The 20,836-nt window shown below is 43.8% G+C and carries 22 protein-coding genes; 17 read left to right on the forward strand and 5 right to left on the reverse strand.

Annotated features, from left to right (window positions below; translation table 11 throughout):
- Positions 1–94: 94 nt before the first annotated feature.
- Positions 95–2,254: a class 1b ribonucleoside-diphosphate reductase subunit alpha gene (gene nrdE, locus IGI77_RS03565; protein WP_005225181.1), complete on the reverse strand. Its 2,160-nt coding sequence runs from the start codon at positions 2,252–2,254 to the stop codon at positions 95–97.
- A gap of 97 nt (positions 2,255–2,351) precedes the next feature.
- Positions 2,352–2,576 (reverse strand): glutaredoxin-like protein NrdH, encoded by a 225-nt coding sequence (nrdH, locus tag IGI77_RS03570; RefSeq protein WP_005225182.1) that lies wholly within the window; start codon positions 2,574–2,576, stop codon positions 2,352–2,354.
- Between the two features lie 357 nt (positions 2,577–2,933).
- Between nrdH and IGI77_RS03575 the strand changes: the two genes are divergently transcribed.
- The 6 genes from IGI77_RS03575 to IGI77_RS03600 all read left to right on the forward strand — a co-directional run bounded on the left by IGI77_RS03575 (position 2,934) and on the right by IGI77_RS03600 (position 8,982).
- The gene (locus IGI77_RS03575; protein ID WP_060793026.1) at positions 2,934–3,401 is read left to right on the forward strand and encodes a FeoA family protein; all 468 of its coding nucleotides are present in this window, start codon (positions 2,934–2,936) and stop codon (positions 3,399–3,401) included.
- Positions 3,401–5,539: a ferrous iron transport protein B gene (feoB, locus tag IGI77_RS03580; RefSeq protein WP_438769489.1), complete on the forward strand. Its 2,139-nt coding sequence runs from the start codon at positions 3,401–3,403 to the stop codon at positions 5,537–5,539. The genes IGI77_RS03575 and feoB overlap by 1 nt, the downstream gene beginning before the upstream one ends.
- On the forward strand, positions 5,536–5,667 hold the full coding sequence (locus IGI77_RS03585; protein WP_438769490.1) for a FeoB-associated Cys-rich membrane protein: 132 nt from the start codon (positions 5,536–5,538) through the stop codon (positions 5,665–5,667). Before feoB ends, IGI77_RS03585 begins: the two co-directional genes overlap by 4 nt.
- A gap of 279 nt (positions 5,668–5,946) precedes the next feature.
- Complete coding sequence (locus tag IGI77_RS03590) at positions 5,947–7,212, forward strand: CapA family protein (protein ID WP_438769491.1); 1,266 nt, start codon at positions 5,947–5,949, stop codon at positions 7,210–7,212.
- A gap of 232 nt (positions 7,213–7,444) precedes the next feature.
- Complete coding sequence (locus tag IGI77_RS03595) at positions 7,445–8,059, forward strand: transcriptional regulator (protein WP_074934499.1); 615 nt, start codon at positions 7,445–7,447, stop codon at positions 8,057–8,059.
- Between the two features lie 266 nt (positions 8,060–8,325).
- A complete protein-coding gene (locus IGI77_RS03600) occupies positions 8,326–8,982 on the forward strand; it encodes an HAD family hydrolase (protein ID WP_213357054.1) in 657 nt (218 codons plus the stop codon).
- 438 nt (positions 8,983–9,420) lie between these two features.
- Here IGI77_RS03600 and IGI77_RS03605 read toward each other — a convergent pair whose 3' ends face one another.
- Entirely contained in the window at positions 9,421–9,897 is a 477-nt protein-coding gene (locus tag IGI77_RS03605) for a hypothetical protein (RefSeq protein ID WP_428213921.1), read from the reverse strand.
- Between the two features lie 19 nt (positions 9,898–9,916).
- Positions 9,917–10,129, reverse strand: coding sequence for a helix-turn-helix transcriptional regulator (locus tag IGI77_RS03610; protein ID WP_015509098.1), 213 nt, complete (start codon positions 10,127–10,129; stop codon positions 9,917–9,919).
- 229 nt (positions 10,130–10,358) lie between these two features.
- Between IGI77_RS03610 and IGI77_RS03615 the strand changes: the two genes are divergently transcribed.
- The 3 genes from IGI77_RS03615 to IGI77_RS03625 all read left to right on the forward strand — a co-directional run bounded on the left by IGI77_RS03615 (position 10,359) and on the right by IGI77_RS03625 (position 12,088).
- Positions 10,359–10,742 carry a DUF7006 family protein gene (locus tag IGI77_RS03615; RefSeq protein ID WP_438769492.1) on the forward strand — a complete coding sequence of 128 codons (384 nt, stop codon included), beginning with the start codon at positions 10,359–10,361 and terminating at the stop codon, positions 10,740–10,742.
- 222 nt (positions 10,743–10,964) lie between these two features.
- On the forward strand, positions 10,965–11,807 hold the full coding sequence (locus tag IGI77_RS03620) for a Cof-type HAD-IIB family hydrolase (protein ID WP_438769493.1): 843 nt from the start codon (positions 10,965–10,967) through the stop codon (positions 11,805–11,807).
- 116 nt (positions 11,808–11,923) lie between these two features.
- Positions 11,924–12,088 carry a hypothetical protein gene (locus tag IGI77_RS03625; RefSeq protein WP_164888623.1) on the forward strand — a complete coding sequence of 55 codons (165 nt, stop codon included), beginning with the start codon at positions 11,924–11,926 and terminating at the stop codon, positions 12,086–12,088.
- 157 nt (positions 12,089–12,245) lie between these two features.
- Here the strand turns inward: IGI77_RS03625 and IGI77_RS03630 are convergent, their stop codons facing one another.
- The gene (locus tag IGI77_RS03630) at positions 12,246–12,884 is read right to left on the reverse strand and encodes a CPBP family glutamic-type intramembrane protease (protein ID WP_074536369.1); all 639 of its coding nucleotides are present in this window, start codon (positions 12,882–12,884) and stop codon (positions 12,246–12,248) included.
- 513 nt (positions 12,885–13,397) lie between these two features.
- Between IGI77_RS03630 and hisG the strand changes: the two genes are divergently transcribed.
- The 8 genes from hisG to hisIE all read left to right on the forward strand — a co-directional run bounded on the left by hisG (position 13,398) and on the right by hisIE (position 20,710).
- Positions 13,398–14,957, forward strand: coding sequence for an ATP phosphoribosyltransferase (gene hisG, locus IGI77_RS03635; protein WP_010747551.1), 1,560 nt, complete (start codon positions 13,398–13,400; stop codon positions 14,955–14,957).
- A complete protein-coding gene (gene hisD / locus IGI77_RS03640) occupies positions 14,954–16,234 on the forward strand; it encodes a histidinol dehydrogenase (protein WP_438769494.1) in 1,281 nt (426 codons plus the stop codon). Before hisG ends, hisD begins: the two co-directional genes overlap by 4 nt.
- Positions 16,231–17,289, forward strand: coding sequence for a histidinol-phosphate transaminase (gene hisC, locus IGI77_RS03645; RefSeq protein WP_151195697.1), 1,059 nt, complete (start codon positions 16,231–16,233; stop codon positions 17,287–17,289). Before hisD ends, hisC begins: the two co-directional genes overlap by 4 nt.
- Positions 17,286–17,879 carry an imidazoleglycerol-phosphate dehydratase HisB gene (gene hisB, locus IGI77_RS03650; protein ID WP_005225202.1) on the forward strand — a complete coding sequence of 198 codons (594 nt, stop codon included), beginning with the start codon at positions 17,286–17,288 and terminating at the stop codon, positions 17,877–17,879. The genes hisC and hisB overlap by 4 nt, the downstream gene beginning before the upstream one ends.
- A 65-nt stretch (positions 17,880–17,944) precedes the next feature.
- Entirely contained in the window at positions 17,945–18,568 is a 624-nt protein-coding gene (gene hisH, locus IGI77_RS03655) for an imidazole glycerol phosphate synthase subunit HisH (RefSeq protein WP_015509106.1), read from the forward strand.
- Positions 18,565–19,284, forward strand: a complete 720-nt coding sequence (gene hisA / locus IGI77_RS03660) for a 1-(5-phosphoribosyl)-5-[(5-phosphoribosylamino)methylideneamino]imidazole-4-carboxamide isomerase (protein WP_015509107.1) — start codon at positions 18,565–18,567, stop codon at positions 19,282–19,284. The genes hisH and hisA overlap by 4 nt, the downstream gene beginning before the upstream one ends.
- On the forward strand, positions 19,281–20,039 hold the full coding sequence (gene hisF / locus IGI77_RS03665; protein WP_005225205.1) for an imidazole glycerol phosphate synthase subunit HisF: 759 nt from the start codon (positions 19,281–19,283) through the stop codon (positions 20,037–20,039). The genes hisA and hisF overlap by 4 nt, the downstream gene beginning before the upstream one ends.
- Before the next feature lie 38 nt (positions 20,040–20,077).
- Positions 20,078–20,710 carry a bifunctional phosphoribosyl-AMP cyclohydrolase/phosphoribosyl-ATP diphosphatase HisIE gene (gene hisIE, locus IGI77_RS03670; RefSeq protein WP_010747556.1) on the forward strand — a complete coding sequence of 211 codons (633 nt, stop codon included), beginning with the start codon at positions 20,078–20,080 and terminating at the stop codon, positions 20,708–20,710.
- Positions 20,711–20,836 lie beyond the last annotated feature (126 nt).

Below are 20,836 nucleotides of genomic sequence, written 5' to 3' on the forward strand. Positions count from 1 at the left end.
CGGTTCCTCCAATAATCGTATCAAGACAACAGCCGACCCGCTGTCAAGAAAGAGCAGGGGCAGGCGGTTGGTTCGTTTTCAGGCAAAAGTTGGATTAGATGACGCAGCTTTCACATTGGTTGCTGCCGATCTCTTCTGCATCATCTGTAAAGGTCCGTACATAGTAGATCGATTTGATGCCTTTGTGGAAAGCGTAGTGACGCAAAATGTTCAAATCACGGGTGGTTTGTTTTGTCGTTTCTTTCCATTCGTAAAGACCTTCTGGAATATCTGAACGCATAAACAAGGTCATACTCATACCTTGATCGACGTGTTTTTGAGCAGTTGCGTAAACATCGATCACTTTGCGCATATCCATATCGTAGGCTGATTTGTAGTAGCCGATCGTCTCATTGCTCAAGTAAGGTGCTGGATAGTAGATCTTGCCGATTTTCTTTTCTTGGCGTTCTTCGATCATCCGAGTGATTGGGTGGATGCTGGCACTCGTATCATTGATATAAGAGATCGAACCATTTGGTGCAACGGCTAGGCGGTTTTGGTGATACAAGCCGGTTTCTTTGACGGTTTGTGCCAAGGCTGCCCAATCTTCACCAGTTGGTAAAAAGACGCCTTCGAACAATGCTTTGACTTTTTCCGATTTTGGTTGGTAGTCACCTTGGATATAATCGGTGAAGTAGCTGCCGTCTGCATACGCTGATTTTTCAAAGTTATGGAAAACTTCGCCTTTTTCTTTGGCGATGGCATTGCTTTCAACCAATGTCCAATAGTTCAACAACATGAAATAAAGATCAGTAAATTCAAGGGATTCTGGTGAACCATATTCCATTTGATTTTTTGCAAAATAGGTATGCAAGCCCATTGCGCCTAAACCGATCGTGTGGTTCAAGGCATTCCCATTTTGGATCGATGGTACTACGTCAATGTCAGACGCATCAGTAACAAAGGTCAAGGCACGAGTCATTGCTCGAACAGATTTCCCAAAGTCAGGGCTGTCCATCAAGTTCACGATATTGGTGGAACCTAAGTTACAGCTGATATCTGTTCCTAAAACTTCGTATTCTTGTTTGCCGTTGATCTCAGATGGTGCTTGGACTTGAAGGATCTCGGAACAAAGATTACTCATGATGATCTTGCCATCAATTGGGTTGCTGCGGTTTGCTGTATCGATATTGATGATATAAGGATAACCAGATTCTTGCTGCAATTTAGAAATTTCGTTTTCTAGATCACGGGCTCTGATTTTGGTTTTGCGAATCCGTGGGTTCATGACTAAGTTGTCGTATTCCTTGGTGATATCGACATAAGAGAAGGGCACGCCATATTCTTTTTCGACACTGTAGGGACTAAAGAGATACATCTCTTCATTTTTGCGCGTCAATTCGTAGAATTTGTCAGGTACGATCACGCCTAATGATAAGGTTTTGACACGGATTTTTTCATCCGCATTTTCTTTTTTCGCTGATAAAAAGCTGATGATGTCTGGGTGGAAGACGTTCAAGTAGACCACGCCAGCCCCTTGCCGTTGACCCAATTGGTTTGAGTAGCTGAAGCTATCTTCAAACAATTTCATTACAGGCATCACACCACTTGCTGCCCCTTCGTAGCCTTTAATAGGCGCGCCGGCTTCCCGCAAGTTTGATAACGTGATCCCGACACCGCCACCGATTCGTGAAAGTTGCAGCGCGGAGTTGATCCCACGACCGATCGCGTTCATGTCATCAGTGATTTGGATCAAGAAACAAGAAACCAACTCACCGCGACGTTTGCGTCCTGCATTCAAGAAAGAAGGGGTTGCTGGTTGGTAACGTTGGTAGATCATTTCATCTGCCAAGCTCATTGCTAACTCTTCATTGCCATCCGCAAAGTAAAGGGCGTTGAAAGCCACCCGATCTTCGTAACGTTCTAGATACGCGGTACCATCATTCGTTTTTAATGCGTATTGTGAATAAAACTTGTAAGCAGCCATAAATGATTTGAAAGTAAAGTGTTGCTCATCTAAGAATTGATACAATTGCTCAATAAAGGCAGGGCGATACTTTTTGATAAATTCTTCTTCTAAATAATCATTTTCAATCAAATAATTGATTTTGTCCATTGCAGTCGCAAAGGTTAAGGTATTTGGTTCAACGTTTTCTTTAAAGAATGCCGCTAAGGCTTCTTTGTCTTTATTTAATGGAATTTGACCATCTACTGGACGGTTGATCTCATTATTCAATTTGAAATAACTGACATCTTTGATTTCTTTCAAGCTCATAAATGGCTAACCTCTTTTCTTGTTTTGTTCGTATAAAAAAGGACTTGCGGTCTGGACGACTGACAAATCCCTCAAAAGCATCACATTGAGAAAAATCTTAGCTCGCTAATTGACGTAGTTGATCTGGACGGAAACCGATGATCGTTTGCGCATCAGAGGTAATGACTGGCACACTTTGGAATCCTTGTTCTTTCAAAAATTCTAATGCTTCAGGCTCATTATCAATATTGATTTCTTCAAATGCAATCTGATTTTCACTTAAAAAGCGTTTCGCCATTTTACATTGCATGCAGTTGTTTTTCGAAAATAGTTTGATATTCATAATTGTTTCCTCCGAGTTGTAATAGTTATAAACCTAGTATAAATAAGTCTCGGAGAAAGTCAACGAAAAAACACTATATCTTGTGCTTGTGAATTCGGCATACACAATTTATAGTGTTTCTGTGTTTTTTATGCAAGGGAAAAAAGCGGAAAATACTTAGAATTACAAGGTTTTTGCGTAATTAATACAGGGGATATGCAATCAAAATGAGTAAAAAAAATCCGTATTGTGAAGTAAGATTCAAAGTGGGGCCCAAAACAGATTGACTTCTTATGGAAATGGCTCTATTATAATGATAATCATTCTCAATTAAAGTAGGTTAATTATAACAACACTTCACAAAAGGAGTAAAAAGCAATGAAAATGGCGCAAACTCGGGCTTCTGGAACATACAAAATCGACTCGTTGGCAACCACCAAAGAAATCACGGCTCATTTAAATGATCTTGGTATTCGCACGGGCGTTGAAATCGTTGTGGTACAAAAAGATCGCAAAGGCGGCATCATTTTACACCAAGGGACGCGGATCGCTTTAGATGAACGGGTCATGGAACAAATCGATGTCACAGAAACCCAGCAGCAAACCATCATTACCTCTTTGGATCAGCTGCAAGTCGGTGAAAGCGGGAAGGTCAATCAGATCGCCGCCAAAGGTGCGGTGCGCCGTCGATTGATGGATATGGGGCTTACGAAAAACGTCCATTTGGAAGTGGTGAAGCTGGCTCCTTTGGGTGATCCGATGGAGATTCGGCTCCGCGGCTATGAATTGTCTTTGAGAAAGCAAGAAGCAGCGTTGGTTTTTGTCGAAAAAGGAGTCGAAGCGTAATGACCTATCACTTTGCATTAGCAGGAAATCCCAATAGCGGGAAAACGAGTACCTTCAATCAATTGACCGGTGCCAAACAAACAGTGGGGAATTGGCCAGGCGTTACCGTGGAACGAAAAGCGGGGCGACTGCGAAAAGACCGACAAGTATTGATCCAAGATCTACCAGGGATCTATTCCTTGTCGCCGTACACACCAGAAGAACTGATTTCTCGCAATTATTTGATGGAAGCATCATTGGATGCGGTGATCAATATTATCGATGGAACCAACCTGGAGCGCAACCTGTATCTAACATTGCAATTATTAGAAATGAATGTCCCGACTGTGGCAGCCATCAACATGATCGACCTATTAAAGAAAAAAGGCTTGCAGATCAATTTCGAAAAGCTGGCTTACGGTCTAGGGGTTCCCGTAGTAGGGATCAGTGCTTTGAAGCAACGCGGCTTAACCAAAATGATCGAGGCAGCGAAGCATGTAGCCAATACACAACCGCTTCCTCCCCGCTACGATGCTCGTCTAGAAGCTGGCTTGACCGAGATCATGGCGATTTTGCCAGAGACGATCCCTCAGCAGCAAAAACGCTGGTTTGCCATAAAACTCTTTGAAAAAGATGAAGCGATTCAGACGATGTGTAAACTGACTGATTCCCAGCAGGCAGTCCTTCAGGAGACGATTTCGATTTTAGAGCTGATCTTTAAAGACAGCAGTGACGCCATTCTCGTCAATGAGCGCTATGGCTTCATTGAAGAATTGTTGGCGCTGGCAGTCATCAAGGAAACAGATCAGCACTTAGCCTTCAGCGACAAAATCGACCGTGTGTTGACCCATCGCGTATTGGCACTACCGATTTTTGCCTTCATTATGTGGGGAATCTACTATTTATCGATTCAGACGATTGGTACGATCGGTACTGATTGGGTCAATGATGTATTATTTGGCAGCTGGATTCCCGAAACAGCAGCGCACTGGCTAGAACAGCTGCAAGTCGCCCAGTGGCTGCAAGAACTGATTTTAGATGGCATCGTGGCAGGGGTCGGTGCGGTCTTAGGCTTTTTGCCGCAGATCTTCGTGCTCTTTTTTTGTTTGGCTATCTTGGAGGACTGCGGATACATGGCACGGGTGGCATTTGTCATGGACCGCCTGTTTCGCAAGTTTGGTCTATCTGGCAAGTCGTTTATCCCCATGTTGATCGCTACCGGTTGCGGGGTGCCCGGCGTGATGGCAAGCCGAACGATTGAAAATGAAAAGGATCGTCGGTTGACGGTGATGGTCACGACCTTCATGCCATGTTCTGCCAAATTGCCGATCATCGCATTGATTTCAGGAGCCTTTTTCCCTCAGTATAGTTGGGTCGCCCCATCGGCCTATTTTGTCGGCATGGGTGCTGTGATTTTTTCAGGGATCGTCTTGAAAAAAACGCCTTTATTTGCAGGTGATCTGGCACCATTTATTATGGAACTGCCAGCGTATCACTTGCCGCAGCTCACAACGATTTTGAAAAGTGCCTGTGATCGAGCCATTGCTTTTGTGAAAAAAGCCGGTACGATAATTTTTGTGGCTTGTATCTTTGTCTGGTTTACCTCCAGCTACAGCTTTGCCTTGCAGCGGGTCACAGAAGACCAAAGCATTTTGGCCTTTTTCGGACGACTTTTGGCGCCGCTTTTTGCTCCCCTAGGCTGGGGAACCTGGCGAGGCGCCGTGGCCACGATCACTGGCCTGGTCGCCAAAGAAAATGTGATCGGCACCTTTGGGATCCTCTACGGACAAACTGGGGAGTTGTCAGAAAGCGGGACGGAGATTTGGCAAGTGTTGCGCGGCGATTACACTGCTGTGGCGGCATACTCTTTTCTCGTCTTTAATTTACTATGTGCCCCTTGTTTTGCTGCTATCGGTGCGATCCACCGTGAAATGGGGGACAGCAAGTGGACGTGGTTAGCCATTGGCTATCAATGCGGCTTGGCATACTGCGCCAGCTTGTTGGTCTACCAATTCGGGCACGTCGTCTTTGAAGGCGGACACCTCACGCTGGGCGTTTTCGCGGCAATTCTCATTGCTGGGCTATTGGTATTTGCTCTGTTGAAGAAACCATTCCGCGGGAGTGTACCCTTGATCCAAGTCGTAGGAGGCGAAAAATGATTGCTACAATAATTCTAAGCGGACTGATTTTTGGCTATGGCACCCGTGTAGTGTACCGCTTGGTGAAAAAGGATCATTGTTCTGATTGTCATAGCAGTTGTCCCGTGAAGCATGAGGAAGCAAAGTAGAAAATAGCTTCAGGAAGCAAAAATTTCTGAGGTCAGAGCTACTATAGAAAAGAATAAAAGAAGCGAATAAAACAACTCAGAAGCGAATAAAACAGTTCGATCACGATCGGGCTGTTTTTTATTCTTTACAAAACGACCTATTAAAGGAATCTCAAATATAGTATAATTATTTAATGAAAAGATATTATTTAGTGGGGGTCGCAGGAAAGGGAGCAGGGAACCTCGTTAGAACGTAAACGAAGATAGGTTTTTGATAAAGCAGAGTGAAAGGGTGAGGGCATGAGACAACAACGAAGACGGGAGCGTCAGAAACGCCAGCGGATCATTGTGGGGTTAAGTACAGCGTTGCTGGCAATCATACTTGGAGTGATTTATCTAGTGATTCAAGCGACAAGCATCCCTGAACAGCGTCTTACAGCAGAATCGACAAAGGCAACAAAGCCAATGCAAGAAACGAGTAGTTCTACCGAAACAAAGCCAGCAGTAAAAACCATCACAGTGACAGCTAGTGGCGATATGCTTTATCATACACCTGTTTATTTAAGCGCTTACGATGGGAAGCGTTATGATTTTGACAATGATTTTGAGCAAGTCAAACCGCTGATTGCATCGGCGGACCTTGCTTTAGGTGATTTTGAAGGAACCATCAATCCTAATAAACCGCTTGGCGGTTTTCCCTTATTCAACGCCCCTATCGATGCTGTTGCCAGTATCAAAGACGCGGGCTTTGATGTGATTGATCTTGCCCATAACCATATTTTAGATACAGGGATCGAAGGAATCAAAACAACGGCGGCTGCTTTTCACGACCAAGGCTTGGCAACGATTGGTGTCACGGTCGACAATAGCGGAATCCTGGTCAAAGAAGTCAACGGGATCAAAGTTGCTCTCTTGGCCTATGCCTATGGCTTCAATGGCCTTGAAGAAAGCTTAACTCAAGCAGAGTATGACACCTATTTGAAAGACTTGTCGTTAGATAAAGTGGAAGCAGAGATCAAAGAAGCGGAAAGCTTGGCGGATATCACCATCGTGATGCCTCAGTCTGGTGTCGAGTATTCTTTAGAACCAACGGAAGAACAACAAACTGTTTATCGGAAGATGATCGATTTTGGTGCTGATATTATCTTCGGCGGCCATCCGCATGTAGCAGAACCAACCGAAATCATCGAAAAGGACGGTGAAAAGAAATTTATCATTTATTCAATGGGAAACTTATTGTCGAATCAACGTTATGAAACCGTCAATAACAACTATTGGACCGAACGAGGCGTCATCCCAGAAGTTGAAATCTCCAAAGAAGGGCAGCGGACCTATTTAAGCAAGATTGCCTTGCATCCGACTTGGGTCTCCAAAGAACCGATCCCTGATCGTACCTATTATGATCCAGAATACGGCGTCTTGCAGGCCTATGATTTTCAAGTCTACCTTGCCGAAGATTATCTGCCAGATGGGCAATATGCCAAAAATGTCCCTGAAGAAAAGCGCCAGCGGATCGAAACCGCCTACCATGAAATGCTGGAGCTGTTGGATTTGAAGTGGGAGTAGTGAGGACAAGAAAGCAATCTGGCTAACAGGTTGCTTTTTTATTGGCTATCGAAGAGTATGAACCATGAAATGAAAGTCGATCTATTTTTTAAAACATGACACCAGATCACCATTTATGAACAAAAAATGACACCTCAAGCTGATAAAAATAAGTAATAATGTCAACATAAAGTATTCAGAAATCATTTCCAACTCATTTCTGAATAAATAAGAAAGGAAAGTAGGGTGTATCATGAGAATTATCATATTGACGAAAAATATATCATATGAGATTGATTTGCAGCGGGAGCTGCAGATTTTGAGCCATGAAGTGTTCGTGGGCAGAAGTACCGAAGAGGAGGAATGGTTGATAGAAAGTGCCAAGTTATTTGACTGTTTATTTGTCAGTGAAACAATTGCTGATCCAGAATTTTTATTGCTCAATCAGACATTGGCTCCTTATTATCAACAGCGGATCGTTCGAATCTTGCCAGGGAATGACGAACAAGAAGCGATACTGGAAAAAGCGGAAAATGCGACCTATCTTAATCGGTCATTTGTCGAGTTGAGAGAATTTTTGGCGGCTTTGCCACCAAATACTCGCAAGTTAGAAAAGGCATCAGTAACGAAGGAATCGTTCCCTAAATTTCTTAGTCTGCAAGAACAGATCTTTTTCAATAATCTAGCAGAAGAGCAATTTATCAACCGAGAGGACCTTTGCTGGAAAATTTGGGGCAACGGCGGCACGAATTCCCGAAAATCGCAGCTATCGATTTTGGCGAAACGAATCAATGAGAAATTAGATGAATACGACTATACTGAAAAACGCGTCCGTACCGCTTGGGGCAAAGGATATATCTTGCAATAAAAAAGCTAAAAATGGGTTTAACTTTTTATGTCTGACAAATAGGCCTTCAGGTAAATTTGCCTATCTTGTAGAAACGACTCTGTTTTCAAAGCGAGTCGTTTTTTATATAAGTATATTAGCAATAAATGAAGAAGGTTATGGAAAAATATGATAATGCTTTTTTTTAGTGATAAAATAGAGATAATCAGTAATGGAAAGAAATACTGCGTAAATGAAAAAAGCATTTGTAGAAAATTGATGGAATACCTTTTGGAGGAGGAAATATCGTGAAGCAGGTTGAATGTGTGATATTTGATTTAGATGGAACTTTATTGGATTCAAAAGAATGTAGTGTGAAGGCGACAAAAGCAGCTTTTAAAGAGATGGGACTCAAAGTACCCAGTGAAGTAGTCATTGAACATTATATGGGGATACCGATCGAAGAATCATTTTTTAAAATGTCTGAACAGCCATTAGATCAAGAAACCGCAGCGGAATTGATTCGGATTTTCCGAGCCTATTACCAAACCTATGAAGAAAGTACCTTGAAAGTATTTCCAGAAATTCCCCATGTCTTAGAAATCTTAAACAAACGAAAGGTACCTTGTTTCGTCGTTTCAAGTAAAAAGACAGCGGTCGTCAAACGAAACCTAGCTGCTCAGGACCTTGTGGCGTTCTTTGAAGAGATCATCGGCTCTGATGCGGTGACCCACTACAAACCTCATCCCGAAGGAATCAATAAAGTCGTGGCACACTATCAATTTGACCCGACAAAGACGATCATGGTAGGAGATGCTATTTTTGATATCCAAATGGGAAAAGCCGCGGGTGTCAAAACGATCGCCGTTACGTGGGGCAGCCACGATCCGAAAAAGCTTTCTGAAGAAAACCCAGATGCTTTGGTAGACGCGCCACGTGAGATTTTAGATTTTCTATATGCATGATCTATCTGTTGCAAAATGACAGTATTTATCAATGAAACGATCTATGCTGGAGAGTCATTCGCTTTTTAGAATCAGAAAACCTAACAAAAACTGTATGCAAATAAGTTGCACCTATCGAGATACTACCGGCAAAGCATATTTGATCGAAACCTCTTAAGTTTTTTATTAAGAGGTTTTTTTTGAGGCGATTTTAGAGATGCCCACAATAGGATTCATTTTTTCGTAAACTTTGGTGAAGCAATATTTTAAAAAAAGCAAGCTGAATTGTTGAGAATTTAGCGGCGAGAAAAAAGTCAGGTTTTCCAATCGATGAGCATTGCTAAAAGACGGTAAAAAGGCTCTAAACAGAGGTATAAAATATAACGCTCAAAGATTCCTTCTATGAGCGTTGGGCATAGAGCAGATTTCTGCCGTATTATTTTGAAATAGGTGCTAATGTTACATCCTGTGATCATAGACAATCCATGAAATCAGATAAGTCAAAAAAGCAAACACCAGACAGCTTCCGAACAGCAGGATAGTCATAATTCTCAAGGTAATGGCAGAAGTGATAAAGCCATTGCCAAACAAGAAAAAGAGCAGCACGAACGCTAAATAAACAAGAAGAATTCGATAAGTCGTTTTTGACGCTTCTAATCCAACGATTTTCTCCCGTTCATCTTGTGCACTTAATTCTCCTTCTTTTTGGGTATAGCCATCTGCAGCGCCGATTTTCTTTTCATACAGCTTTCTGGCAATTGAAAAGAAAAGAATAGTCAAAAGGAAAATAAGCCAAGAAAAAGGAAAAGTCACATTAATAGAAAAACTTTTATCCGCCGTGCTGAAAGTGGATGCAGCTACTGTCTGGCAAGCTGCGATGATAAATAGAGTTGCGACAATCATATTGCCGATTTGTTCAAATAGTACTTTTCTCATAAGACACCCCTCAAATTAATCATATTTGTTCTTTATTTTCATCAAGAGAAAAAATTTCTGTCAGATCCATATTTAATGCTTTGGCAATTTGAAAAGCCAGTAAAAGGGAAGGGGTATAACTGCCCTTTTCTAAAGAGACAATCGTCTTGCGAGAAACCCCAACCCTATTTGCCAATTCTGCTTGTGTCAGCTTTTTATTTTTACGAAAAAATTGTACTTTATTGATGATCATTATAGAAACTCCTTCAAATGTGTAGTTAACTACACATTTTAGTGTATACTTTAAAAAAAGAGAAGTCAACTTCTCTTTTTTTATACTAAGAAGAGACAGTCTCCTTCATCTCTCACTTTTTTTCTTTTAGTTATAAAAAATAATTAAAAAAGAGTAGGATAAAATTTTATAATCAAAGTAAAGCTAAAAGAAATAAGGATGAAAGAATATTATTAAAAGGAGTGATCTAATGTTAGCAAAAAAAATCAGTGAACCGAATGACTACCTAGCCTATTCAAAAAAAGTCTTAACAACATCCGGGATACTGGTGACCTATCCTAAACTTGCCGTGTATTACTTCGAGTTGTGCAGGGCGTTCAATTCTGTTTATAAAGATCGATCAAAACCGTTTTTTGACCAAATGAGTGCATTGTTGTCGATAGATGCCCAAATACAAATTTTGTTAGATTTGACTGAAACTACGAGAACAGATTTATGTCAGGAAATCGGTATGAATGAAGAAGAAGTTATCAGTATGATCCGAAACGACCATAAGTATTATTATCGCGAACTTACAGGAGTATCGCGAAATCAGGATCCTCGGTGGTGCTTGATCTATTTGAGCGAGGAGTGATCTATTTGTTGCGGAGGCTATCAAGTAGAGCAGCTGTTTAGCGAATGATATAGGAGTCACAAGAAGACGTAAAAAGGGCAATCTTTTTAAAAAGAAAAAAATCTAGCGAGGTTATCTTGTGATTTGTTATACTAATAGCAAGCGGCTGATCGTGGCATCTTGGATTCAGCAAATATGTTCATGTGAGCACTTTATTGATTGGGTTAGGAAAGAGGGAATGAAATGACGAAGAAAATTGTCTTTTTAGATGTAGATGGAACATTGTGCGATGATGCGGGAAACGTACCTGAAAGTGCTCGCCAAGCGATCACAGCGGCACATAAGAAGGGGCATGAATTTTTCTTGTGTACAGGTCGTTCAAAAGCCGAAATCACAGAAGATGTACTGGCACTGCCTTTAAGTGGAATGATTGGTGCCGGCGGCGGTTATTGCGAGGTGCACGATGAGGTGATTTTGCACAAAGTTTTTGAAAAGGAAGCCTTATTAAGACTGATCGATTTCTTAAAAGCAAACCAAATCGAGTATTACTTGGAATCGAATCAAGGATTATTTGCAAGTACCAATTTACGAAATCGTTTGCTGGAGATTATCTTAGCGGGTGAGCCTGTTGAAAGTGAAACAGGAAAACAACGCGTTCAAACTATTCAGTGGTTCCTTGATTTATTGATCGAGGACGAAGCGAAAATCGATTACGATGACGTGAACAAAGTTTCCTTCATCAATCATTCCATTCCTTATGAACAGGTTCATGACCAATACCACGAACAATTCCAAATGATTCGCAGTACAGTTCCTGTTTTTGGCAAAGACAGTGGCGAGATCGGCATCAAGAATATCCACAAGAAAACAGCCATCGATTTTCTCTTGAACCATCTAGGGATCGATAACAAAGATACCTTGGCGTTTGGTGACGGCCATAATGATGTCGAAATGTTTGAAGCCGTTGCGACAGGAATTGCGATGGGCAATGCCTGTGAACAGCTATTGGCAGTAGCTGACGAGGTGACGGCTCGACCAGAAGACGGCGGGATTGCGCAAGCACTCCAAAAGCACGGTCTGGTGTAACCACTAAGAAGCAAACGTCTGCACAATCCTTTTGCTTTCTAGAGGGATTGATCAGGAGTTGAGCGACGTTGTTAAAGTGACCTGTAAAACCAACGATTGACTAGGAGGCTGGGTAAATGAAGGAAACGACCTTTTTTTGTTATCTTGAACAAGCTTTGAAAAACCTGAAGGCGACAGAAGCCCTGCGTTTTAATATCGAAGGCGAAGTCAAGCGGCTGATGAAGGTGTACAGTGAAGCAGAAATTTGTGAGAAAGTAAAAGAGGATCCCTTTAAAAAGTAAGGACATTTTCTTATGAAACACAGCGAATAGAACAAACACCCAACCTCGTGAAAGGCACAAAAGCGATCAATGCTTCCTTTCAGGGAGGAATACTCAGGTAACTAGTTGTTGTATCAAAAAAGACTGATTTCAATTGAATCAGTCTTTTTCGTTTTTCTCAAGCAGTCAGATAAGCCACTAAAATAGCAAACAGGTCGAACAAGACATGTGTGCCCCAACTAGTCAGGATCGAGTTGCTCTTGATGGCAGCTTGGTTAAATAGCAAGCGCGCCACCCCTTGAATGAAAAGAATATGGACCAAGGTATGGAAAACATTGCCGTTGTCATAAGTGCTGTAATGAACCAAGCCAAAGATGATCGCGGAAAGGATGCTGGCAACTGGCAAGGTACATTTACTAGAAAAGATCGCTAAAAAGAAGATGGAAAAGAGTTCTTCTCCAAGTAACATGATTGGAATAACTAGCAGAGTCAACCATTGAAAGCCTTCGTTCACTGGATTTCCGTGAAGATCCCACTTTAGTCCGTATTGCAAAACAAGAGAAACGAGAAAGCTGATCAGGATGTTTAAAAGAAAATACTTGCTGATCGTCTTCACTGGTGCGATGGGTTTTCCGAAGAGCTGCTTGACTGCTTCTTTACCGTAAACTAGCCGTAATGCCCAATAGCTGGCAATCGATAATGAGAAGATGCTGACGATGGCAGGGGCATACAAAAGACCGACCAAACCGATACCAGCGAGGACTGTTCCTAGTAAAGCGTTGTTCCATGAGATTTGTTTTCCTATAAGTTTGTTCATTTACTTTTCTCTCCTTATTAAGCTATAGAGCATGTACTATTTAGCTGTTTTCTCTGATTCTTCTGCAGTGTGCTTTTTGTGCCGTAATATAAGCGATAAGTACAACAATGAACGTTTTGGGTGATTTTCATATCATCGCTTCATTTGCGCCAATTCTTTGTACGGTACAAAAGATAGAGTAATCGATAACGAGTTTCTGAAACAAGATGGTCGTATATTTCGGACTTTTTTATGGTTGAGCAACTAAGTGATGGCGGATGCACAAGTACTAAGTTACTTCATTAAGAAAGGAAAACTGACTTCCAGATTCGATGGAATAATCGTCAACAAAGAAACGACATCGCTATGTTCTCTTAAAATCGACTAAAAATTCCAGAATATTTCGAAAAATACCATTGCTTATTTATGGCAAAACCATTAGTATTATTAGAAAAACTGATGGTGAATCGATGATAAAGCGAGCCTTTAGCAGTGAGAAAGCCGAATCAGTGGCATGAAATAGGAGTGATAAGTGTGGAAGAGTTATGGAATGTATTGAAACCAGCCGAACAAGTCGAACTGAAATTAAGAAAATTGTATACGCAGCATCATTTTTCACCTTATCACTCGAACAATTTTGAAGAGTATCGCAACTATCAGCAAAATGATCAGTTTTTGCGTGGTTCTTCCATCATCACGTTTACAGGCACGGATGGCAGGACGATGGCGCTAAAACCCGATGTCACCTTGTCGATTGCCAAAAATACACCTTCTGGAGAAGCGCGCAGAGTGTATTATGTGGAGGATGTCTATCGACAGGATCGTCAAGCAGGGGAATACCAAAAAATCGATCAAATCGGTTTGGAGCTCATTGACCAAATCACATGGGAAGATCAACTGGAGGTTGTAAAACTGGCTTGGGAAAGTTTGGCTCAGGTGGGAAAAGGGACCTTGGATCTGTCTCATATGGGGATTTTGGATGGCATCTGCCAACGCTTCCCCGAAGCGGATCGACAAAAGGTACTGCACTGCCTGCGGGACAAGAGTTCCCATGGCATGGATGCACTGACTGAAAAGGCTGGCTTGTCAGCAACAGAAGCTGAAAAATTGGCGAAACTGGTACGTTTGTCAGGTGATTTTGAAACCAAGTATCAAAAGGCCAAAGAGCTGCTGGCAGAGTATCCCCAAGCACAAGCTGGTTTAGCAGAACTAAAACAACTGTATCAAGCATTGCAAAAAGAACAACTGTCAGCCTCCATTCGGATAAGGCTGGATTTTTCAATTTTAAATGATGCCGATTATTACAGTGGCTTGCTGTTTCAAGGATTCATCGAAGAAGCAAGAGAGACGATTTTATATGGCGGCCGTTATGATCGCTTGATGAGTCGGCAAGGCAAAGAGCAAGGGGCGATCGGGTTTGGTATGAAGCTCAACCATGTAGGGCAAAAGGTGCCGACTGACAACGAAAGTTCAGGCTATTTGAACATTGCGCTACCTAAAGGCCGCATGGGGGATGCCGTATACGATTTATTCACGAAAGCTGGAGTCGCTGCGCAAGGCGTCTTCAAAGACAATCGCCAACTAATTTTTTGTGATGAAGAAAACAAGCTGCGCTTTTTTTTAGTCAAGCCGAGCGATGTGGCGATCTATGTGGAGCACGGAGTGGCGGATATCGGTGTCGTAGGCAAAGATATTTTAATGGAAAGCAAGGCAGAAGTCATCGAATTTCTTGATTTGCATATGGGGGTCTGCCGTTTGGCAGTAGCTGCGCGTACGGATTTCGAGGAAGATTTCTCCCGACCGCTGCGGGTCTCCACAAAATATCCGCAGATCACCCGCCAGTTTTATCAAGGGTTAGGTCGCTCGGTGGAATTGATCCAACTGCATGGATCTATTGAATTGGCTCCTTTGTTAGGTCTCTCCGATGTGATCGTTGACATCGTCGAAACGGGGACGACACTAAAAGAAAATGATTTAGAAGTGATCCAAGACATCGCGCCGTCTTCAGCGCGTTTAGTGATCAACCACGCCACGTGGCGTTTCAAGCAAGAACGTATTCAAACAGTGATTGAGAAGGTGAGGGAGCAATTATGAGAATTTTTTCGACCCAAAAAGATACGATCGAAACGATTGTGGCAAGGAAACAGTCGGAAACGAAGGATGTTTCAACCGTTGTCGCCCAAATCATTGCCCGTGTTCAGCAGCAAGGAGATCAGGCGTTGTTTCAATTAATTGAAGAAATCGATCAAGTGAGCTTGTCTTCCTTAACCGTCAGTCTTGAGGAGGTTGAAACGGCTGTCCAAGCCGTCTCCCCTGAGCTGCTTGAGGTGATGGAACAGGCGAAGGAAAACATTTTGGCATTTCATCAAAAGCAAGTCCAGCAAGGCTTTGTCTTGACGAAGGAAAATGGCGTTGTGATGGGACAGCGGGTCTTGCCACTAGCAAAAGTCGGGGTCTACGTTCCTGGCGGCACAGCAGCTTATCCTAGTACGGTTTTGATGGATGTCCTGCCCGCAAAAATCGCCGGGGTCAAAAAAATCGTTATGATCACACCGACGGACAGCCAAGGAAAAGTTCCAGCTGCTATCTTAGCGGCAGCTTCCGTTGCTGGAGTGGATGAAATCTACAAAGTCGGTGGTGCCCATGGCGTAGCGGCATTGGCTTATGGGACAGAAACGATTCCCAAAGTCGACAAAATCGTGGGGCCAGGAAATATTTATGTCGCCACAGCGAAAAAAATGGTGTACGGCGAAGTTGATATCGATATGATCGCAGGGCCCAGCGATGTGCTGATCATCGCCGATGCCAGCGCAAATCCTCGCTGGCTGGCAGCGGATCTTTTGGCACAAGCCGAGCATGATATCTTAGCGCAAGCCATCTTAGTCACAACAGAAGCAACCTTGATTGAACAAGTCCAAGTAGAGCTTGACTTGCAGCTGAAGGAACTGCCCCGCAAAGACATTGCTGCTGCGGCGCTTGAATCTAGCGGAAAGCTGATTCTGGTCAATGATTTGTCCGAAGCACTTACCATTGCCAATCAAATCGCCCCTGAACACCTTGAATTAGCAGTGGCAGATCCTTTTGCTTTGTTGGGACAAGTAGAAAATGCGGGCAGTGTCTTTTTAGGACATCATACACCAGAAGTGCTGGGAGATTATTTTGCTGGGCCAAATCATACCCTACCAACAGAAGGGACCGCCCGTTTTTACTCACCGTTATCAGTGGATGATTTTATTAAGAAAAGCAGCTACTTGTATTACCCAGAAGCAGCCATGAAGGCGGCTGGTCCAGCCGTAGCATTGTTCGCAGAAACCGAAGACTTGATCGGCCATGCCCGTTCGATCAATGTACGAAGAGAGGGAGAAAAATGACCTTTTTACATCAAAAGTATCACAAGCTGACTCCTTATACACCAGGGGAACAAGTAGACGAGCAAGCCGTTATTAAACTGAACACCAATGAAAGTCCTTATCCGCCAGCGCCAATTGTTCAAGCAGCGGTTGCCGATGCCGCCCACAAGCTGAATCGTTACTCGGATATTGCTGCTGAAGTGGTGACAACCCCTCTGGCTGCTTATCTTGGCGTTACACCAGCCCAGCTGTTTCTCGGTAATGGCAGTGACGAAGTCTTGTCCTATCTCTTTCAAGGCTTCACGGAAAACGGCATCGCCTTTCCCGATGTGACCTATGGGTTTTATCAAGTGTATAGTGCCTTGTACCAAGTCGCTGCCACCGTTGTTCCGCTGCAAGAAGATTTCTCGATCGCGTTAACGGACTACGATTCGCTCAAAGGGACTGTCATTTTTGCCAATCCCAATGCGCCGACTGGGGTTTATCAAGAACAAAGCGAAATTTGTGCCTTTCTAAAACGGCATCCCGATCGCTTAGTGATTGTCGATGAGGCCTATATCGATTTTGGCGGCTCTTCAATGGTTTCTATGATCGATCAATACCCAAATCTCTTAGTCGTGGGGACGTTTTCAAAATCTCGGCAGCTGGCAGGGGCACGCCTAGGCTTTGCGGTTGCTAATGAAGGACTGATCCAAGACTTGAATCGGTTGAAATTTAGCTTGAATCCTTACAATGTCAATAGTTTGACCCAAGCCGCTGGTGCAGCCGTTTTGCAAGAACAAGCGTATGTCGATGAGAAGATCCAAGCAACGGTCCACGTGCGTGAGTGGAGCAAGCAAGCCCTAGCGAAACTCGGCTTTGAGCAGACCGACAGCCAAGGAAATTTTTTGTTTGCGAGGCACCCTGCGATTGCTGGGGAAGAGTTGTATCAGGCACTGAAAGAGCAGAAAATCTTCGTCCGCTGGTTTAATCAGCCCCGCATCAAAGAGTATTTGCGAATCACGGTAGGAACGAGGGCCCAGATGGAACGATTGATGACGGTGTTAACAACGATCATAGAAGAGGTGAAGGAATGAGAAAAGCAGAAGTTACCCGCAATACGACTGAAACCAAGATCCACCTGCAGTTGACGATCGATGGTACTGGTCAGCAATCAATCAAGACTGGTGTGGGGTTTTTAGACCACATGCTGGAATTATTTGTCCGCCACGGTCGCTTTGATTTGACGTTGGTCTGTGATGGCGATACAGAAGTAGATGCCCATCACACAACAGAAGACGTTGCCATCGCCATTGGCCGAGCGTTTTCAGAAAGTCTTGGGGAGCGACGAGGCATCAAACGTTATGGCAGTATGCTGCTGCCGATGGACGAAGCCTTAGTTATGACAGCGATCGATATCAGCGGTCGCGGCATGGCAGTAGTAGAATTGGCGATACCGAGCGAAAAAATCGGGCAGCAGTTTGATACGGAATTGGTTGAAGAATTTTTCATTGCTTTTGCCCGTGAATTAGGTGCTACGATCCATCTCCATCAAATCGCTGGCAAAAACAGCCACCACATTGTGGAAGCTTGTTTTAAAGGCTTTGGGCGGGCTTTAGGTGAAGCAGTAGCGATCAACCAAGCAGCCCCAGATGAGATCCCTTCAACCAAAGGGACGATCCAGTGATTCATGAGGGAAAAATGATTACGTATCTTCCACACAGATGGATGAGATAAGGAAAGGGGCGTATTATGTTAGCAATCATCGACTATGGGGTCGGCAATTTGTTCAGCTTGTCTCGTTCGCTGGATTATTTGGGGGTTGACTGCCGAATCACGCGTTCACTAGCAGAATTAAAAGCTGCCGACCGCATTCTTTTACCCGGCGTAGGCGCTTTTGGCGATGCCCGCCAAAAGTTGGCAGAGTTGTCGCTGATCGAACCAATCCAAGAATTGGCAGCAGCTGGCAAACCCTTTTTAGGCATTTGTTTAGGGATGCAGCTGTTGTTTGATAGTAGTGAGGAGTTTGGCACACATGCGGGGCTCGGTTTGATTCCAGGACGGATCGTTTCCATGCAAAGCGCCTTTGAAGAAGCCAAACTGAATCTGAAAGTGCCACAGATTGGTTGGAATCGGCTGACTGTCAGAAAGGAAAGTCCTCTCGTCAGCGGGCTAGGGGAACAAGACTTTGTCTACTATGTCCACAGTTATTTTGCTACTGATTGCCAAGAGTATGTCATAGCAGACAGTGACTATGGTCTAGCAATTCCCGGTATCGTGCAAAAAGACAATGTCTTCGGTACTCAGTTCCACCCAGAAAAAAGTGGGGCTGTCGGGTTGAAGATTTTAAAAGCATTTACGGAGGTGCCGCTATGAAAATTTTTCCAGCAATCGATCTGTTAGATCAAAAAGTGGTCCGTTTGTACCAAGGAGACTATGAGCAAAAAGAAGTGTTTGGGGATGATCCAGTGGCATTTGCTCGTTCATTTGAAGAAGAAGGTGCCAACTATCTGCACCTCGTCGACTTAGATGGTGCCAAAGCTGGCAAACTCCATTACTTTGATGTCGCAAAAAAAATCGTCCAGCAAACCAATCTGTTTGTCGAAGTTGGCGGCGGGATTCGTGAGGAAGAAACGATCCAGCATTGTTTGGCAGCAGGCGTTCATCGGGTGATCCTCGGCACGATTGCCCAGAAAGACCCAGCATTCACAAAAGCGATGCTCAAGAAATACGGTAATAAGATCGCGATTGGGGTCGATGCCAAGGAAGAAAAAGTGGCCGTGGAAGGCTGGCTCGAGAAAACGGCAACAGATGCGTTTACTTTTTGCCAACAATTGGTGGAATGGGGCGCGCAAACGATCATCTTTACCGAAATCTCGCGTGACGGTACAGGAGAAGGCATCAATCTGCCCTTATACGAAAAACTCAATCAATTGGATTGCGACATCGTGGCTTCTGGCGGCGTGGCTTCATTGGCAGATATCAAAGGATTAAAACAGTTGGGCATCTCTGGCGTGATCGTTGGGAAATCCTTATATAACGGCAGTCTCCAATTGGCGGATGTCTTAGCAGCAGGGGAGGCAGAAGCATGATCGCCAAACGAATCATTCCTTGCCTTGATGTGCGAGATGGGCGAGTCGTGAAAGGGGTCAATTTTGCTGGCTTAAAAGATGTCAATGATCCAGTGACTTTGGCGCGTTTTTACAATGAACAAGGCGCCGATGAGCTGGTTTTTTATGACATTACTGCTTCTGCAGAAGAACGCGGCTTATTCACGGACATTTTGCAGCGCGTGGCGTCAGAAGTGTTTATTCCTTTGACGGTGGGCGGTGGCATCAATCAAGTAGCAGATTTTGAACGAGTCTTAAACTGTGGCGCCGACAAAGTCAGCGTCAATTCGGGGGCGCTTCGCAGACCAGAGTTGATTGCAGAAGGCGCGAAACGCTATGGCAGCCAGTGCGTTGTTTTATCCGTTGATGTTCGCCGTGTCGGTGAGAACTGGCATGTGTTTGCCAAAGGCGGACGGGAAGATACAGGCTTAGAAGCATTGGCATGGATTCGCCAAGCTGAGCAGTTAGGTGCTGGTGAACTAGTCATCAACAGCATGGATACCGATGGCGTGAAGCAGGGGTTTGATCTCGACTTGCTGAAAGCTGTCAGCGAAATCACCAAACTGCCGATCGTCGCATCGGGTGGTGCTGGCAAAAGTGCCGATTTTATCGAGCTGTTTCAATTGCCAAATATTGAAGCAGGGTTGGCGGCCTCGATTTTTCACTATGGCGAGGTAAAAATCCCTGAGCTGAAAAAACAATTACAGGCCGTCGATATTCCCGTACGAATCGTATAGCGTTGGCGTTTTGATAGGCAATAGAAGGAGTGGATAACATGGTGCAAGTACGATTTGATGAACAAGGATTGGTTCCAGTGATCGTGCAGGATGTGGAAACGAATGAAGTTTTGACCTTGGCTTATATGAACCAAGAAAGTTTGACCTTGACCTTGAAGGACCGATTGATGACCTTTTATTCCCGCAGTCGCCAAGAATTGTGGCGCAAAGGAGAAACCAGCGGCAATTACCAGCATTTAGTATCATTGACCGCAGATTGCGATCAAGATGCTTTAGTCGCCAAAGTAAAAAAAGACGGACCTGCTTGCCATACAGGCACAGAAAGCTGCTTTACAGAGGTGCTTTATGGTACAGAATCCTCTCCGACCATCGATGCGTTGTATGAGCTGATAAAAGGTCGTAAAGATACGCCGCAAGAAGGTAGCTATACCAGCTACTTGTTTGAAAAAGGCAGTGAGAAAATCTTAAAAAAAATCGGCGAGGAAGCAACCGAGGTCGTGATTGGGGCGATGAAGGAAGACCGCCAAGAAACCGTTTATGAGATTGCTGATTTGGCGTATCATACATTGGTTTTAATGGCAGAAATGGGGATTGATTTAGCGGCTATTCGCCAAGAGCTTGCCAAGCGTCATGTTGTGGATAAGAAAGTCAAACAAGAACGGATGCAATAACGGTCAGGGTTTTTCAGTAGAAAGAAAGCAACTGACGATAAAAAAGAAGCCCTTCAGTCATTGCTTGAAGGGCTTCGCAACCGTGGCGATAAAGTTGATCTGCTGGTTCTTTGAGTGAGCACACAA

This window comes from Enterococcus sp. DIV0213h, assembly GCF_051711285.1.
Lineage (GTDB): Bacteria > Bacillota > Bacilli > Lactobacillales > Enterococcaceae > Enterococcus_D > Enterococcus_D casseliflavus.